Genomic DNA, 17504 nt, shown 5'->3' on the forward strand with positions numbered 1-17504 from the left:
AGTCACGCAATCGAAGCGGGGCGATGTTCGGGTAAAGTTTGGCCGGTACTTGAATGTAAAAGTGGCGCAACTGAAAGGCCGGAAGAAGCGGACTGCTTCTCGGCTCTCAAGCGCGAGTCAGTGATCGGTCCCTTAGCCTCACAATCAAAGCTCAGTTTGAAACGTGTCGCCAAGGCGGCACGGACACGGCCCGGAAGGTGCGCCGTTTGCTACCTGCTAAGGGGGGCCAGCGCCAGCATACGCGGCGGCGCGATCTTCCCGTCTCGTTCCCAGGCAGCAATCCGATCGCACTCTTCAGAATTGCAAATTCCCGAGCTTCACACGGTGGAAGTTGTAAGTTCAAATCCGGCTGTGTCGACCATCAAATCAACAGCTCTGCCTGGATCACCGCGAGGTGATTAGCGGTGTGTTGCCTGGACGTCTCAGGCCCCGTGCCCTGGCGGGGTAAGAAGGGATGACTCCACTTCATGCTCTTCTAAAAGGCTGCAAAAATCCTCCGCCATGGCCGGCCGTCCAAACAACCAGCCCTGGCCCAGAATTGGCTGCTCGTAACTGGCAAAATAATCAGCCTGTTCTTCCGTCTCAATCCCTTCGGCAACCACCGCTAAACTCAGCGTCTCCGCCATAGCCAATATCTGGGGCAGGATGCTTGAGGTCACTGCCATTGTGCCGATCGAGTGAGTGAAGGATTTATCAATTTTCACGGCATCGACCGCAAGCGAATGTAGATAAGAGAGGCTGGAGTAACCCGTTCCAAAGTCGTCAATGTAAACGTTGTGCCCGCGCGCTCTTAGTATGTGGATCGTCTCGACGGCTGTCGCCTTCCGGGCCGTTGAACTCTCGGTCACTTCGATGGTCACGCTGGGCGCCTCTACTCTGAAAGCGGCCAGAGATCGCTCCAGCATAGGAAGAAACGCGGGATCAGCAAGATCCATTCCCGTCACATTGATGTTGAGACTCAAATCGAGGTGTTCCCGCAATAGATCGCCCAATTCGTTCAGCGCCAGTCGGACTACCAGTTCCGTCAATTCGCCCACGAAACCGTTCTCTTCGGCAACATGCACGAAGATCTCGGGACTTACCGCGAAGCCGTCATCGTCCGTCCAGCGTACAAGAGCCTCGGCTTCGACGATCCGGCGGTCTCGCAATTGAACGATTGGCTGGTAGACCATGTGCAGCTTCTCATCCCGAATGGCCCGGCGAAGTTGATGCACCATGCTCCGATTGCGGCGATAAAGAAGGAGGCAAAAGAGACCGACGAAGCAGCCCGCTATTCCTCCCAGAAGTGTGCAGAAGACGGACTGTTTAGTCCTGGCGTCGAGCACGGCTCTTGTATTTACAAAAGCCGTGAAGCAGTTGAAATAGTGAGGCGAGCAATGAGTTGCGTACAAGCTGTCGCCCGCTCTGGCCCAACCATCTTTTGCAAGAAGGAAAGGATCAATCTGTGGCCTCTCGCCGTGCAGCCAGCCGGCCGGGCGACCCGCTTCATCAACCTCTGTGAGGGTAAAGTTCAGCGGCAGATTACCCAGACGGTCAGGACGCCAATGGAGGAAAGAAACAAAGAAGCCGCCCCGTTGCACACCAACTCTTGGTTCCGGGTCCCCTGGCACCAACCGGATATCGGTGTAGACCTCAGTCCCATCCTTGAGCACAAAGTCCGGCTTGAAAAGCTTTTGGGGAAGCTCCGAAGCCCGGAACATAGAGTCGCACTCTACCCTGCCGCCACTCATCCGACCGCCGTCCTTCAGATACTCCAACTGAAATAGTAGATGGTGCATGTAGGCAATCTCGGCGTCTGAGCAGGCTGAGAGACGCGCCGCAGCCATGGTCTTGAGGAAACGCTCCGAGGACTTCGATGAGTCTTCCGCACGCAACATGTAGCGCCAGGCGTGATGGTCAAGCTCCACCATTGCTAGACGGAGGACAACACCCCGGAACAGCATGAAACCGGCCGCCATGCCCAGTAACGAGGCGAGAATCGTGACGACGAGCGTGAGTCTTATCCGCTGTCTGACGGTGTATGTCATTGCCGCAATAAATTCCCCGCTGATTCGTTCGGAAGATCTTCCTTGCTAACGGTGAGTGCTAGTGTAGACCCTTTCGAAGAGCCCGTCTCTTACTCAAACGCTAGTGTGCGATGCCCAATTCGGTGAACCGGCGGCACTTTCAGATCCTCTCTGCACCGCGAAGTCACGCGAAGTGAAGCAACTCCGCGGTGCCGTTCTCTATCTGAACCGATACCTGCCAATCGGGACGCTCTCTCGCATCAACCCGCCGAGCTCATCGGATCTGTTTATGCACGGCTCAGTCGCGAATGTGCTTGAGCACTGTTGGCAGCCGTGACGATAGGACCACAGAATGACCCTCGCCATCGCGAACGATGCAGTCCCGACGCTCTCAACCACCATTCCTGCACGGCTCGACCGCCTTCCGTGGAGTACCTGGCACACCCGCGTCATCATCGCCCTTTCAGTGACATGGCTCCTCGACGGACTCGAAGGCAGCCTTGGCGGTTCGCTTGCCGGAACCCTCAAATCTCGCGCCGGCCTCTCTCTCACTGACGCCGACCTTGGCCTAAGCTCGTCTCTCTACCTTGTCGGCGCTGTCGTTGGCGCGCTCGTATTCGGGTACCTCGCAGACCGCTTCGGCCGTCGTCGGCTCTTCACCTGGACACTTATCCTCTACCTCTCCGCCACGGCCGCCACCGGCCTCTCTCATGGACTCTTTACTTTCACCCTCTGCCGCGTCCTTACTGGAGCAGGCATCGGTGGCGAATACGCCGCCATCAACTCGGCGGTCGACGAACTTATTCCAGCCCGTCTTCGCGGTCGGGTTGATCTCTGGATAAACGCGACCTTCTGGCTCGGCATCATCCTCGGCTCGGGAATCTCCACCGCCTTCCTTGTGCCCTCCGTCTTCGGGGAAGCTCTAGGCTGGCGGCTGGCGTTCTGCTCCGGCGTCCCCATCGGACTTCTCGTCCTCATCCTTCGCCGCTACATCCCTGAAAGCCCTCGTTGGCTCCTCACTCACAATCGATCGGTTGAAGCCGAAGCCGTCATTGCAAATATCGAAGCGACCCTTCCCGCTAACCACGCTCATCCTTCCCTATCCGAGATCGAGTTATCTCCACGCTCCAGCTTCGCCTCCATCGCGCAGATCCTCGCCGGCCCTTATCGCAGGCGATCATTCCTCTGCTTTTTCCTTATGGCTGCGCAGGCCTTCTTCTACAACTCCGTCTTCTTCTCGCTCGCTCTTGTCCTACTGCAGTTTTATGGAGTTTCGCCCGCACATGTCGGCGTCCTCTTCATTCCAATCGCGGTAACAAACTTCCTTGGACCGGCGCTTCTCGGCAGGCTCTTCGACACCATCGGCCGCCGGCAGATGATCTGTGCAACCTATTGCCTATCCGGCGTCACTCTGTTCGCATCCAGCCTGTTGTTCTACCAGCATCGCCTTACACTCACGGAGCAGGTAGCATGGTGGTCTGTGACCTTCTTCTTTGCTTCGACTGCCGCAAGCTCCGCTTATCTCACTGTCAGCGAAGTGTTCCCGCAACAGATTCGAGCTTCGGCGATCGCTGTGTTCTACGCTTTCGGCACACTTGCTGGCGGTGTCTTCGGTCCCCTCATCTTTGGCCACCTCACCAGCGTCGCCTCGCGCACTCCGCTTCTGATCGGGTATACCGCCGGTGCCACAGTCATGATCGCTGCGGGGCTAGCTCAGGCTATCTGGGGAGTTCCCGCGGAGAGACGCCCTCTCGAAGAGCTTCGCATCCCATCAGAACTACACGTAGCGGTGACCGGCAAGTAGCGCCCAACCGATGTTGGTCACGCCAAAATTCCTCTTCAGTTCAACGTCTCGCCTCACAAACAAACTGCCCCAGCAATCATTCCTGAGGTGCCAATGGCATCTAACTCCCCATGTTGCCAGTCACAACGAAGGGGCAAGACGGCCCGCTCATCATCATGCTCCACTGGCTGGGCGGGAGTGCCAGAACCTGGACCGATGTCATCGAGGCATGCGCTTCCCGCGGACTGGTCTGCGCCGCCCTTGATCTCCCCGGCTTCGGCCACTCCTCTGCACTGGACGCCTCCAAAGCAACCAGCTTTACTGTCGCCACATCTGTAGAGGCCATCATCGCGACCATCCAAGCTCTCCGCTCTGGCAGTCGCGAGCCCTGGGTTCTAGTGGGACACTCCATGGGAGGAAAGTTCGCCACCATAGTCGCACGCGCCGCGCTCGATGGCACTCAGGGTCTCGAAGATCTTCGTGGTCTCATTCTCTTTTCACCTTCGCCGTCCGGCCCGGAGCCCATGGATGAGTCCGTTCGCGGGAAGAACATCGAGTCGCTCGGCCACAGCACCCTCGACGCACAGGAGGACCGCACTCGCGCCGAAACCTTCGTCGATACGAACACCGGTAAGCTTCCTCTTGTTGACGCTGTGCGTACTCGCGCCGTCGATGATCTTCTTCGCATGAACCGATCCGCCTTCGTGGACTGGTTTACCACGGGCAGTCGCGAAGACTGGGCCGACCGCGTAGGCGTCATCCCCCTGCCAGCACTCATTCTTGCGGGCACCGCAGAGAGCGCGCTCGGCCCAGATGCGCAACGCGAACATACTTTGCGTCATCTCCCCCAAGCTAAGCTCACCGCGATGGAGGGCGCTGGTCATCTCTCGCCTCTCGAACGTCCCGCGGAACTGGCCGATCGCATCGTCGAGTTCGTCAAAGAGATCGGCATTCCTTTGCGTCGTCCTGACGCGGAGCTCGCCTCTTCAACACGCGCGCTCATCGACTCCAGCCTCACCTCTTCCCAAACTCGAGCAGTGATGAATCAGCGTCTCGCAGACGATTCTCTCCCCGAGCCAAGCATCCTCACGCCAGACGAACTCCTCACACTCCGAGCCGCGGCTGCTCGCATCATCCCAGGCTGCCCTTTTGACCTCGCAGCCCGGGTTCATCGTTGGCTCGCTCAGCCCGCGCACGACGGCTGGCGTCATGCCAGCCTCCCGCCTGACACCGAAGCGTGGCAAAGAGGCCCTCGTTCCCTCGATAGCTCTTCATTACACAAATATGGCGTGGGATTCAGCGCTCTTGATGTTAGCCGCCAGGATGAAATTCTCTCGAAGGCCCGTGACGGCAAACTCGGTAAAGACCTCTTGACTGTACTGCATCTCGGCGAAGGCTCTGGGTCCTTTACTGCCGCCGAGATGAGCGACTGGTTTGGCGATCTCCACGCCGAACTCACCCGCATCTACATGGCCGATCCTCGCACCATGGATCGCATCGGGTTCACGGGGTTCGCTGACGAAGGCGGTTTCACTTCAATCCGTTTGAACGAGAAAGAGCTCTTTGAGCAAGAGGTCTCGGAACAATGAACGAGCTAGCTCTTGCTCGCCGAACAATGCGTCAGTACCCGCACCACGACGAGGTCGATGCTGTCGTCATCGGCACCGGTGCCGGCGGGGCTCCTATTCTCGCGACTCTCGCTGCTGCCGGACTTCGTGTAATCGCTCTGGAAGCTGGCCCCTGGTTCGAATCTCCCGCCGACGACTTTCCCACCGACGAGTCAGCTGCAAACATCTACTGGACAGATGAACGCCTCAGCGCAGGCGATACTCCCATCGTCTTCGGAGCCAACAACAGCGGCACCGGAGTCGGCGGGAGCATGCTGCACTGGGGAGCCTTCGTTCCTCGCGCCGATCCTCGCGACTTGCGCCTTCATTCCGAGTCTGGCGAAGGGGTCGACTGGCCGCTCTCTTATCAAGACCTGCTTCCGCACTACGAAGAACTCGAATCCTTTCTCGGCGTAAGTGGTCCTGCGAACTACCCTTGGGACTCCACCCGCCGTTATCCCGGCGGTCCCATTCCGATCAATGGCCCGGGTCAGCTTATGCAGCGTGGCTTCGAGGCGCTCGGACTCCGAACGAGCGCCGCACCAATCGCCGCTCTCAGCTCAGATATCAACCGTCCCGAGTACGGACATCGTAGCGCCTGCGTCAATCGAGGCTTTTGTCACCAAGGCTGCAGGAACGGCGCAAAGGCAAGTATGGATGTCACCTATCTCCCATGGGCAGTGAAATCCGGCGCGGAGATTCGCCCTCACAGCTTCGTGCATGGCTTTGAGCGTGACGCGCGCGGCCAGATCACCGCCGTCCTCTATCGCCACACGCTCGATGGTTCTCTCGAACGCCAGCGTTGCCGCGCAGTCTTTCTCTGCGCCGGCGCCGTCGAGACGCCGCGACTCCTTCTCTTCGCCGGTCTTGCCAATAGCAGCGGACAAGTTGGCCGCAACTTCATGTCCCACGTCGCGACGCAGGTCTGGGGAACCTTCGACGAACCCGTCCGGATGAACAAAGGCTTCCCCGCCACCATCATCTCGGAAGACCTTCTCCGGCCAGACAATGCAAACTTTCCCAGCGGCTACATTACGCAGAGCCTCGGCGTGGTGCCCGTCACGTGGGCGCAGGGTGTAGCGCGTGAACGCAAACTCTTCGGCGAAGACCTCGTGCACTATCTCGATCGTTATAACTCCGTCGCCGGGATCGGCATCAACGGCGACTGCCTGCCCTCGAAGCAGAACTTCCTCGAACTCTCTGACGCAGTCGACACCTCGGGCCTTCCCAAGCCCTTGGTCCACTTCTCTTACGGCTGCCACGAACTGGCCATGGGCAAACACGCTGAGGCGCTCATGACCGCTGCGTGGCAGGCGGCCGGAGCCAGTGACTGCTGGACGCTTCAGCGCACCGCTCATATCATCGGAACCTGCCGGATGGGCCATTCTCCAACAGATTCCGTCGTCGACTCCTTCGGACATTCGCATGACGTCGCTAATCTCTACGTCTGCGATAACTCGGTCTTCCCCAGCGCGTTGGCCGCCAACCCGGCCCTTACGATTATGGCACTCGCCCTTCGCACAGCGAATCACTTCCTATCCAGACGATGACGCGCTATCCGACCTCGAGCCCACCTGTCGCGCCGTACACCTCACCCGTTACGTAGCTTGATTCCTGCGAAGCCAGCAGCACGTACAGTGGCGACATCTCCACCGGCTGCCCCGGCCGCTTCATCGGGGTCTCCGATCCAAACGCTGGAATCTTTTTGTCTGGCTGCCCACCGCTCGTTTGCAGCGGAGTCCACACCGGTCCAGGAGCAACGCAATTAACGCGGATCCCGTCCTCCGCAACCTGACGCGCAAGCGCTCGCGTGAACGCCAGAATCGCGGCCTTCGTTGGTGCATAGTCCAGAAGACTTGGGCTCGGATGTGTGGCCTGGATCGACGCTGTCGTAATGATTGAACCGCCCGGCGGCATCAGCGGGAGCGCCGCCTTCACCGTCCAGAACAGCGCGAAGACATTCACGCGATACGTCTGCTCCAGTTGCTGAGTCGTGACGTCCGCAATCTTCTCAACCGCGTGCTGCTTGCCCGCCACGCACGCCAGGATGTCCAACCCGCCGAGCGCCTTGTGCGCCCTTTTCACCATCTGCTTGCAGAACGCTTCACTGCTGATATCCCCCGGAATCGCAATCGCTTTCCGGCCTTCTTTCTCAATCAGCGCGATCACTTCCTGCGCATCCCCCTCTTCACTGGGCAGGTAGTTGATCGCGACATCCGCTCCCTCGCGCGCGAACGCGATCGCCGCCGCACGTCCAATCCCGGAGTCACCGCCCGTTACCAGCGCTTTGCGATTGGGCAATCTTCCGCTGCCCTTGTAGCTGGTCTCCCCGTGATCCGCGAGAGGCTGCATCTTGCGATCGAGGCCGGGAACACCCTGGGGCTGATGTTTGAACTTGGGCCTTGGATACTGCTTTGTCGGGTCCTGCAACTTGTACAAGTTCGAGAGTTCTTTATTTCCGCTCATGACCACCTCATGATCGCTTCGGATGCAGATCGCGTCTCGATCGTTTGCTTTGAGCTGCGGCCCATGAACGAAGCACGACGGTTAAACCGGCCGCCTTAAGCAAGCGAACCATTACGCAACAGGTTTCGTAGATGATGGCTATACGTCCGACTCACTCGTAATAAGCTGCCGCCAGCCAGCGTAACTACGCAGTCCCGATTGGGGCGCGAGTCCACCCGCACGATGCGGTTCACTCGAACGATCGCGGAGCGGTGGATGCGAAGAAAGCTGCCTGTATCCAGACGAGTCTCAAGATAGGTAAGCGACTCTCGAAGCAGGTACTCCTTGTTGCCCACGTGTAGTTGCGCGTAATCGCCCTGCGCTTCGATCCAATCGATGTCTTCGACGGAGACGAACGTGACCCGCCTGCCCGTTCGGACAGAAAACTCCTTGAGCGGCGCAGGCACAGGGATGTTCGCGTCCTGCGTGAGAAGCTCTCGCAATCGCTCCTGATACGTCGCCGTCTGTGTGCCGCCAAGCACCCTGCGAGCATGTTGCAGAGCTGCGTTGAAGCGCGAGTCGTCAATGGGCTTCAGAAGATAGTCGATCGCGTGGACCTCAAACGCTTGCATCACGTATTCGTCGAAGGCCGTGAGAAAGATCGTGTACGGGGTCCGATCGGGTGGGAGCGTACGCATCACCTCGATGCCGCTGAGCAGAGGCATCTGGATGTCGAGAAAGACCAAATCCGGCTTCCGCTCGAGGATCGCATCCCGCGCCTCCTGACCGTTCGAGCATTCGCCAATCACGGCCATGTCGTCGTGAGGCTGCAGGCGGAGCGAGACCCCCTGCCGTGCAAGCGGTTCATCGTCAACGATAAGGACGCTAAATTTCATAGACTTCGATAGGACTTGAAGCGCCGTCCGAGCTGTCCGCCTCTATCCCCGGCAGCAGCAACGACACTTCATAGTTCCCGCGCGCGTTGGCAGAGGCGTGCATACTGCCTGCTTCACCATACATCTCCTTCAGGCGGAGTCTGACATTCTCGAGCCCAAGACCGCCCGGACGCACAACCCGATCCAGTAGCACCGAAGACTTCTCTTCCGGCAGTTGATTTTCAATGTGTACCGCGAGGCTCGTCCCCACGCGGCGCGCCGTGATCAGGATGAAGCCGCCATAGGGCCTTCTCGCCACGCCATGCCGGACAGCATTTTCCACGAGTGGTTGCAGAAGAAGGCGTGGAACCAGAACGTTGCGTACTACGGGATCGACGTCCCAACGCACTTCGAGGCGGTCGCCGAAGCGCACCCGTTCGATGTCGAGATACTCCTCGGTCACAGCAAGTTCGTCGGAGAACGGAAGCCGGTGTAGGTCCGGTGAATCGAGCGTGCTGCGCAGCATGTGCGCGAGCTTGCCGATCATCTCCGTGGCGGGCTTTACCTGCTCGCTCAGAACAAGCGTGGAGATCGCGTTCAGAGTATTAAAGAGGAAGTGCGGCTGCAGTTGATATCGCAGAGCCCGAATCTGTGCCTCGCGCGCGAGCCGTTCGATGGCCAGCAACTGCCGGTGCTTTTCCTTAAGCTCGAGGTAGTGCTTTATGCCGAAGTAAAACGAAGACCACGCAATGAGCGCGAACCATCCGCTGGGAGCGGCGCTAATGATGTCTCCCCAACTAAAGGGCGGACGACGGATGCTGAAGACTATCCCTGCCTCGAACGCTGCCGCCGCGCATAAAAGCCCAAGTGGGTAGGACGCGAGGATGCAGAAAGCTGCGATCACGCGAATCCGCGGACGGCGCTTCCACAGAAAGTGACAAAGCCAATACATCGGAAAGCTGGCAAGGAAGCTACTGGCAAGGAAAGCGCCGCGGAACGCAATATAGTCAGGCCTATGCCTGTAAGGGATGGACGAAAGAACGTTCATCACCAGGTAGGTGCCCCATCCCGCCATTTGTAAAGGCCAGAAGGACATGTACTCCGGATTTTGCTTGAGGCGTTCCAATAACTTCATTGTAGGTGCAACCGTATCTCGACTTGCTTGGGCCAGGCGGGAACAACTACTGCTGTTCGCGCCTGGCCGGGTGTGATCTCAGACTTACTGCACTGTTACATTGACCGTTGCCGTCTGAGCTGTGCCTGCGCCGCCGCTGGGCGTGGCCGTCACCGTAACCGTGAAGGAAGTCTTGCCCACCGATGAAACGGTCGGGCCTCCGCCACTGCAACCGGTCGCTCCCATGGCCGCCACAGCGAGCAACGCCGCGAACAGAACTCCCCGCAGCTTTCTGCGCGGCCTGATGAAGCACATCAAGACCAGCGACGCGACGCTCACCATGGGCGCCTTACCTTGCCACGGTGAATTCGAAGGCACCTGCATGGAGGTCTTGGTCCCAGTGGTTCCTATCACCAGCGCGGCCGTGGCTGAGCTGCCCGCCGTCAGGACGACGCTGTCGCTGCTGAAGCCGCACGATGCGTTGCTCGGCGCACCGGAGCAGGTCAGGTTGACGGGCCCGCTGAACGTCGCATTCGCAGTCAGGGTCAACGGGACGATCCCGTTCGCTCCCTGAGAGAGCGTAAGCGCTGTTGACGTACTCGTGAGAGCGAATGCAGGCGCAAGCGATGTGACCGCTACCGCCGCAGTGCCGCTGGTGTTGAGGTTGAAGTTCGAATCGCCAGAGTAAACCGCCGAGACACTGTGTGTCCCCAATGCCAACGAGGCGGTGCTGAAGCTCGCGCTCCCGCCGCTTACAGATGCAGTCCCCAGAAGCGTGGTGCCATCGTAGAAGGAGACAGTCCCCGTCAACGCGGGACGTCCCGACATGGATGCGACGACCTTCGCCGTAAACGTCTCCGTGGTTCCATAAGCCACGGACGGCGCCGAGGTGCCAAGCGTGAGTGTCGTGCCTCCCTGCCCCAGGAAGAGATCGATACCGTAGAACGTGTCCGTCACCACGTCCGGAGCATTGTCATCAAAGAAGTTTCCTACCAGCGGCAACACGCCATTCAGCGGGATCAGCTGATTGATCGGCGCGCTGAAACCACCTCCACCAAGTCCCAATAAAGTCGAGAAGCCGTAGTAAGTGTTTGGCTGCGCTCCGTTCGTGTAAAGCGACGCCTCGATGTCCGGGATCGAATCTCCATTCATGTCCGCGACCTGAGTCTGAAGGAAGACGTTCCCGCCCGCGATCAGCGAATGACTGCCGAACGTACCGTCGCCGTTGCCATTGATCAGCACCAACCCAGCAGTGGTGACGTCGCTGCCGTATACCTCTTCGGCGGCGAGAAGCACGTCGGGATTGCCATCCGAGTTCATGTCCGCAACTTTCACATCGGTGACGACGTAGTTCGTGAGCAGCGTGGACGCCGCTCCGAATGTACCGTCGCCGTTGCCCGCCTGAAGCGTCACCTGAAACGGCCCCGAAGTAGCGGTCGGAACGTCATTCAGGATCAGGTCAGTGTTGCCGTCCAGGTTCATGTCCGCGAGCGCCACGGAGTAAAGCTGTGTGCCGCTGGGAAAGAAGACCGGCGTCTGGAAGGTTCCGTCACCCTTGCCTGCGATCACAAAATAGCCAGAGGCGGTGGTCACTCCCCCGCATACCGAGTCACCGCCGTAGGCGATCACGATGTCCTGCTTGCCATCGCCGTTCAGATCAGCGGTGGCAGCGTACGACAGAGCGCAAGTAAGTGTCGGCAGGTTGATTGCCACTGGAATGGCGAAAGTGCCATCACCGTCGGACAGCGACACCCATAACTCCCCGGCGACGCCAGCTATCAGCAGATCCTGGAGACCATCCCCATTGAAGTCCGCCTGCACAGGCTCGACAAAGTTGAAGTCAGTCGGCAGCCCCGCTGCAAGCGAAAGCACGTAGCTGAAGTTTCCTTTGCCATCGCTCAAACCTGTCTGAAGCGAAGGAGCGTCGCCGCCGAAGTTGATGACGACCAGATCGCTATAAGGCTTGGCCGTTGCCTTCAGTACATTCTCAAGCTCCGTATCAGAGGGCGCCACATCGGTCGGCAGGCTGAGCTGCAACGCTCCATGCAGAGTACCGTCACCGTTGCCGAAGAACATGGAGACTTCTTTGTAGTCTGCACCAAGCTCGGCGATGTCGAGCTTGCCATCGCCGTCAAAGTCGGCTGCAACAACGCCCTGCGGCGTTGCAATGTCGATCGCATACTGCCCATTGATCGCCGGTGCCGCGAAGGTCCCGTCTCCCTTGCCGAGAGACACTTGAAGGCCAGTCACGCCGCAGATTGCATCAGGGTAGCCGTCGCCGTTGAGATCGGCGAAGGCGACAGCATAACCTCCCTGAAAGTCCGAGCTTACCTGCGGACTGAACGAGTTGTCTCCTTGTCCCAAAGCGACATACAAAAGACCATTCATGTCGACTTCGAGGTCTAATTTACCGTCTTTGTTCAGATCAAGAATCTGGACACCGGCAGTGTTGAAGGACAGGTTCGGGATGCCAGACACAGCCGCCGAAATAGGGCTGTTCACGTTCAGGGCTGCGAACGTGCCATCGCCGTTACCCAACGCGGTCGTCACAACGAACACGCCCGCCGAGCGCGAGTTCTGTTCCTGTAATAGTGTGGCAATATCCAGCTTGCCATCGCCATTCAGGTCACCCAGGGTGATAGGTGCCAGACCCGACAAGGTGAGTGAAGTCGGCACAGCGATGGTCGCCCCGGTCATCGCGGTGAAGGTCCCATCACCCTTGCCGACGAGTGTCTGGATCGACATCTGCGAGCTGGTCCTCGACATGATGTTGTAGTAGGCGACGACCACATCGGCGTTGCCATCGCCGTTCACGTCGCCCACCGTGATGCCGGCCGGGTTGCCATAGTCTGTGCTTAGGTTGATCGTCTGCGCCGTGTTGAAGGCGCCGTTACCGTCATTCAAAAAGGTCAACAGGGCAAGGTTCGCCGCGTCGAAAGAGACGATATCCGGATATCCATCGCCGTTCAGATCCGCGGCAAAGGACTGAGCCACATTTTCCGATCCGACATTGGGATTTGGATTGATATACCCGGCGGGCGCTGCAAGTACTCCGCCACCTGTGTTGCGCAAAATGTTAAGCGTGCCGTCGAACTGCACCACCGCGACATCTGTCAGGCCGTCCTTATCGAAGTCCGCGGCAATCGCTGTCTGCACACCGTTATTCAGCGAATCGTAAGCGATGGAGTTCGACGCGCGCGCCGGATACGCGGGAGCCGAAAGGTAGCCGCCAAAGTTGAGCACCGTCGTACCGGACATATTCGCCGAGACGTTGCGAGCGCTAGCCGTGCGATTCGAAACCGGAAGCTTCAGCTTGCCGAGAAGAGGACGCATCGTTCGCTCAAACGGCGATGCGGGCGTCATCGATGTAATGGTTCGCGACTTCACCTCGCGCTGAGCACTTGCTGCGCCGAGGAATGGACTCAGGACGGAGGACAAGATGAATGTAGCCGCAAGCCATGTGCGTTTTGATGTGAATACCATGCTGATCTACCTCACGTGAATTTAGGAGATACGTGATCCTGATGACACCGCGCGCTGGCGACCACCTGCCAGCGCGCGGTGAAGAAGTGCTGTGGCGATAGATCAGTTCACCGTGACACTCACGGTCGTGGTCGCGGGGGCGACGCTCGACGCGGTGCCAAATACGGTGACCACATAAGCTCCCTCACTGGTGCCCGGATTGGCGGTCTTGACCGGAGTGCTGGGTGAGCTACTGCATCCCGTCATCATCCCAAGGCCCGCGAGTAGGATCAGGCAGAACAGTGGAACGAATCGGCGTCGCCGCATCGGCAGAATGATCAGCATCAAGCCCAGCGCGATGCCACCTCCGCCGAATCGATTCTCCAGCGAGGCTGTAGTTGCCGCAGTAGAACTGATCGTTACCGTAGTGGTTGCGGCCGCAGTGCCTGTGATCGTCACCGTCGGATTCGAAAGCGAGCAGGTCAATGGATCGGCAGCTCCAGCGGGAGATGAGGTCACCGCGCAGGAGAGTGCCACAGCTCCGGTAAATCCGCCAGCAGGACTCACCGAGATCACCGACGTATTGCCTGTCGAAGCTCCGGGCGCGATCATGATGGCTCCGGCGTTGCTCAACGTGAAGGCTGGCGTAAGGGTCGCACCCGTCACCGTCACATCGGATGTAGCCGTAGCCGTGAGCTTACCCGTCAACGCATCCACTCCGGTGATCGTTACCACGTAGCTGCCGCCTGTTGTCTCAGAGGTTGTGTTGACCGTGAGCGTACCTGCCACGGCACCAAGGCCCGAAACATTCACCGTAGCCGGAACTGCACAGGTGACCGGACTGGTCGCTCCCGCCGGCGCACTGGTTACGGCACACGTCAGATTGATGACGCCGGTAAAGTCATTGAGCGGCGTCACCCGCACCGTTGTGGTGTCGCCGGTCGTGCTTCCCGCAGTCACACTGATGGGGCTCGCCGAGAGCGAGAAGGTGGCCTTGCTGCTTGTGACTACAACGTTCGCTGTGCCGGCCACGTAGTTGCTGTCACCCGTATACGTCGCCGTAAGCGTGTTCGCACCTTGTTGTAAGTCACTGCCTTTAATCGTAATGGTGGCGAATCCGAAGACCAGTCCATTGGCCTGGGCCCCTTGCACAATCGTGCTCGTCGATCCCAGGGTCACACCGTTTGCCTGCAACGTTACCGTTCCGGTCGGAACAGCGCCCAGACCGTTCGTGGCCAGGTTTACAGTGATGATGTCGTTCGTCACCGTGTTGGTCGCGGCAGAGGCAGGAACCACCGAGATCTGCATCGTTCCCTTCAGCATGGTGAAGCTAACCGGAGCACTCACGTTCGCCTGGTAACTCGCGTCGCCAGCGTAGCTCGCGGTCAAGACGTGCGTACCTGCCGTAAACGGATAGACTCCCTTCGATAACCCGGGGAATGAAGCGTAGTCCAAAGCCGTCACATCACCTGTCCCGATGGCGCTTCCATTGTCGAGGAAGGTGACAGTACCGGTCGCCTGCCCCAGGCTTGCCGTCTGCCCTTCCGCAGTGCCGAAGACAAAGGCATCCGAGAAGATGTACGACCCATAAGGGATGGCGTTGTTCGTCGTGATCGTAGATGCGGTCAGCGCGGTGTATGCGTTCACCGTGAGGTTCGTGGTGCTTGGCTCGGATGCGATGTTGATGCTGATCGGCGAAGAAGAGCTCGCCGCGTCGCTGGCGTCACCACCGTAGCGCGCATACAAAGTATAGGTTCCACCCGGCAAGCCGTTGTAGGTGGTCGTACCAACACCGTTCGTCAACGGGATCGCAAGCTGGCCGCCGATAAGACTCGTGCTGGCTACGAGCCCTGCGCTGCCGCTCGCGGTTGTGGGCGACACCGCCACGTTGATATCGAGCGATGTGCCATGGGTCACACTCACCGGAGTGCCTGCGCCGTTGATCTTCAAGGTTGTTGCGGTTGAGGTGCCGGACGCGGAGCCCCAGTTCGCCACCAGAGCCGCAACATCCACACTGCCGAGGCCGCTTGCGAGGTCGTAGCCGGGCACAGCGTCATAACCGGTCGTGAATCCATTGCTGCCGCAACCCGAGGTTCCAGCGTCACATACAACCGCATTATCTCCAGTGACCACGTCGTGAAATACAGTCGAATACTTCGTCCCGGCCAATCGATACAGAACATCGTTGGCCTGCCCCAGGCGCGATCCCGTGGACTGCTCCACCAGCGCCAGCATTCCGGCAAACGCCGGTGTCGAAGCGGAGGTGCCACCCGCTCCGCTGAACGTCGTTGAGTCCGTGAACTGCCCATCCGTCGTCAGGCAGTCGTAACCCAGAATGCCTCCCTCGCAGAGCACCCATGTCGCACCGTATAGACCATTCGCTGCGAGGAACGAGACGTCGGGCATATCCCTCGCTCCATCCGCTGGGGTCAACGCAGTCTGGAAGTCCGGCTTTGCATAGACCGAGCTCACGCCGCTCCCGGCTGCGATGATATTCGTCGCTCCGTTGATGGTCAGCGGCACATTCGCTGAGGTCGACGTACTGATGCGGGTCGAGTCGTTCCAAGGCCGCTCCGGAATGTACTTGAGAGCCGTGCGAAAGTACGGGGATACCCCGCTCGTGGTCGTGTCGACGTAGGTGCTGAAGTCCGATGCCAGTGCATCGAAGTCCGTTCCACCCACCGAGACGTTGTAAGGCGTCGAACCCAGAGCATTGACTACTAGGCCATTGGCCGCTACGTGCTCGGCGTTTGGATTATCGCAGTTCGCAGGGCCGCTGTCTCCGCTCGAGACCGTGATCGTAATCCCCTGCGCGTCCGCCTGCTGATAGAGCTCTGCAAAGAAGGCGTTGCCCGCTGTTCCCTGGTTCGCCTCGCAACTGCTATAGCTGATGCTCAGGATGCTGACGACATTGTCTTCAATCGCCCGCCCGATCGCATTCACCAGGCCCGAGCTCAGATCGCTGCTGTCTGACGTGTAGTAGTAAAGATTCGCCTTGGGTGCGATGCCGCCCAATACTTCGAGATCGAGGAAGCTTTCCACCTCGTCGCCGTTGATGCCTGGGTCGCTGCCGTCGACAACGATGGTGGGAAGATTGACGTTGTCCGCAGTCTCATTCAAAAATGCCTGGCGATAGTTGCTGACCGACGTGAGATCGACGTTCGAATCTCCCACGATGCCTACATTGATGCCGGTACCGTCGAGTGTCGTGCCAGAGTAATTGGCGTTCAGCGTAGCGTTCGGTGTGTCATAGACAGTCGCCGCATCGGCCGGGTCCATGTAGAGATAAGGGTTGGCACCCGTGCTGTCGAACAGCGTCAGATCCGGCTTTATCCGATGAGTGCTGGAATCGTAAGTCGCCCGCGACGCCTGCGTCACCGAGGCATGAGGCTTCGCGCTGTCGAGATTAACTAATCCTTTGATGACGGCGGCGAGTGCACGGGGCACCTGCACAGGCGTAACACTCGTCATCGTCTGCGTCCCGTCGACGGACAGCCGGTGAATCCGCGTGTTGAAGGCCTGTTGCACCTGCCCCACGTTGCCAGAGAACTCAATCACGTTCCGAGCCTTTGCAACCTTCGTCACCGTGAAGCCCTGCGACTGCAGCCAGCTCGTCACGCTCTGCAGGTCGTCAGCATTCATGCCAAAGGTATCCCCAAACTGCGCCGGAGTCAGCCAGTGATGATAGCGAGGCGAGGCCGGATTCTGCAGATCACCGAGGAGCTCCGACAGTGCCTGCTGCTGCTCGGCGCTGCGGTTCAAGAGCAATAGCATCTTCGGAGCAGCCGTCGAAGCCGGCGCCGTGCCGAGGTCCTTTGCATGCGTAACCCACGGTCTCACCGATGCGTTCAGCGAGACGCGGTCACTCGCATCGACTGCCTGGAGAACACGTCGCGGAGACACCCCGGAGACAGCGCCCTGAGCCATCGCTGTTGCCGACAACAGCACCGTTGCAACCACGCCAAGAGCCGGACGAAACATCTTTCGAGTTCTTATCAGCTTCATAGTCATTCCTGGTGAGACCTGGGATTTCTCCGCGTCCGCCGCAGCCTGTCTCCATCGTTTCTGATCAAGCGGACGACCCCTACGGCGGGGCGCCCGCCGCTGGCCGACGAGACAGACCGCAAAGTTCTCGGCCTTAGCTGGATATGGAGTGCGTTGAACCAAAGCGTAACGCGATGTTCATCATTTTTTCTTGATGACGGAGGCATT

The 17504-nt window shown here is 59.2% G+C and carries 9 protein-coding genes; 3 read left to right on the forward strand and 6 right to left on the reverse strand.

Annotated elements, in window-relative coordinates:
- Positions 1-422: 422 nt before the first annotated feature.
- Positions 423-1958 carry an EAL domain-containing protein gene (locus HDF16_RS18665; protein WP_184220030.1) on the reverse strand — a complete coding sequence of 512 codons (1536 nt, stop codon included), beginning with the start codon at positions 1956-1958 and terminating at the stop codon, positions 423-425.
- A 400-nt stretch (positions 1959-2358) separates the two neighbouring features.
- On the opposite strand from HDF16_RS18665, the gene HDF16_RS18670 reads away from it, so the two are divergent.
- The 3 genes from HDF16_RS18670 (at position 2359) to HDF16_RS18680 (ending at position 6946) form a co-directional block, all read left to right on the forward strand.
- Positions 2359-3810 (forward strand): MFS transporter, encoded by a 1452-nt coding sequence (locus HDF16_RS18670; RefSeq protein WP_184220033.1) that lies wholly within the window; start codon positions 2359-2361, stop codon positions 3808-3810.
- Positions 3811-3920: 110 nt separating this feature from the next.
- The gene (locus HDF16_RS18675; protein ID WP_184220037.1) at positions 3921-5378 is read left to right on the forward strand and encodes an alpha/beta hydrolase; all 1458 of its coding nucleotides are present in this window, start codon (positions 3921-3923) and stop codon (positions 5376-5378) included.
- Positions 5375-6946, forward strand: coding sequence for a GMC family oxidoreductase (locus HDF16_RS18680; protein ID WP_246409294.1), 1572 nt, complete (start codon positions 5375-5377; stop codon positions 6944-6946). Before HDF16_RS18675 ends, HDF16_RS18680 begins: the two co-directional genes overlap by 4 nt.
- 4 nt (positions 6947-6950) lie before the next feature.
- Here HDF16_RS18680 and HDF16_RS18685 read toward each other — a convergent pair whose 3' ends face one another.
- The 5 genes from HDF16_RS18685 to HDF16_RS18705 all read right to left on the reverse strand — a co-directional run bounded on the left by HDF16_RS18685 (position 6951) and on the right by HDF16_RS18705 (position 17297).
- Positions 6951-7862: an SDR family oxidoreductase gene (locus HDF16_RS18685; protein WP_184220040.1), complete on the reverse strand. Its 912-nt coding sequence runs from the start codon at positions 7860-7862 to the stop codon at positions 6951-6953.
- Between the two features lie 95 nt (positions 7863-7957).
- Positions 7958-8737: a LytR/AlgR family response regulator transcription factor gene (locus tag HDF16_RS18690; RefSeq protein WP_184220043.1), complete on the reverse strand. Its 780-nt coding sequence runs from the start codon at positions 8735-8737 to the stop codon at positions 7958-7960.
- Positions 8727-9851 (reverse strand): sensor histidine kinase, encoded by a 1125-nt coding sequence (locus HDF16_RS18695; RefSeq protein ID WP_221312891.1) that lies wholly within the window; start codon positions 9849-9851, stop codon positions 8727-8729. The genes HDF16_RS18690 and HDF16_RS18695 overlap by 11 nt, the downstream gene beginning before the upstream one ends.
- Positions 9852-9935: 84 nt before the next feature.
- The gene (locus HDF16_RS18700) at positions 9936-13313 is read right to left on the reverse strand and encodes an FG-GAP-like repeat-containing protein (protein WP_184220048.1); all 3378 of its coding nucleotides are present in this window, start codon (positions 13311-13313) and stop codon (positions 9936-9938) included.
- Positions 13314-13415: 102 nt separating this feature from the next.
- Positions 13416-17297, reverse strand: coding sequence for a protease pro-enzyme activation domain-containing protein (locus HDF16_RS18705; RefSeq protein WP_184220051.1), 3882 nt, complete (start codon positions 17295-17297; stop codon positions 13416-13418).
- Positions 17298-17504 lie beyond the last annotated feature (207 nt).

The sequence above is a fragment of the Granulicella aggregans genome (assembly GCF_014203275.1).
Lineage (GTDB): Bacteria > Acidobacteriota > Terriglobia > Terriglobales > Acidobacteriaceae > Edaphobacter.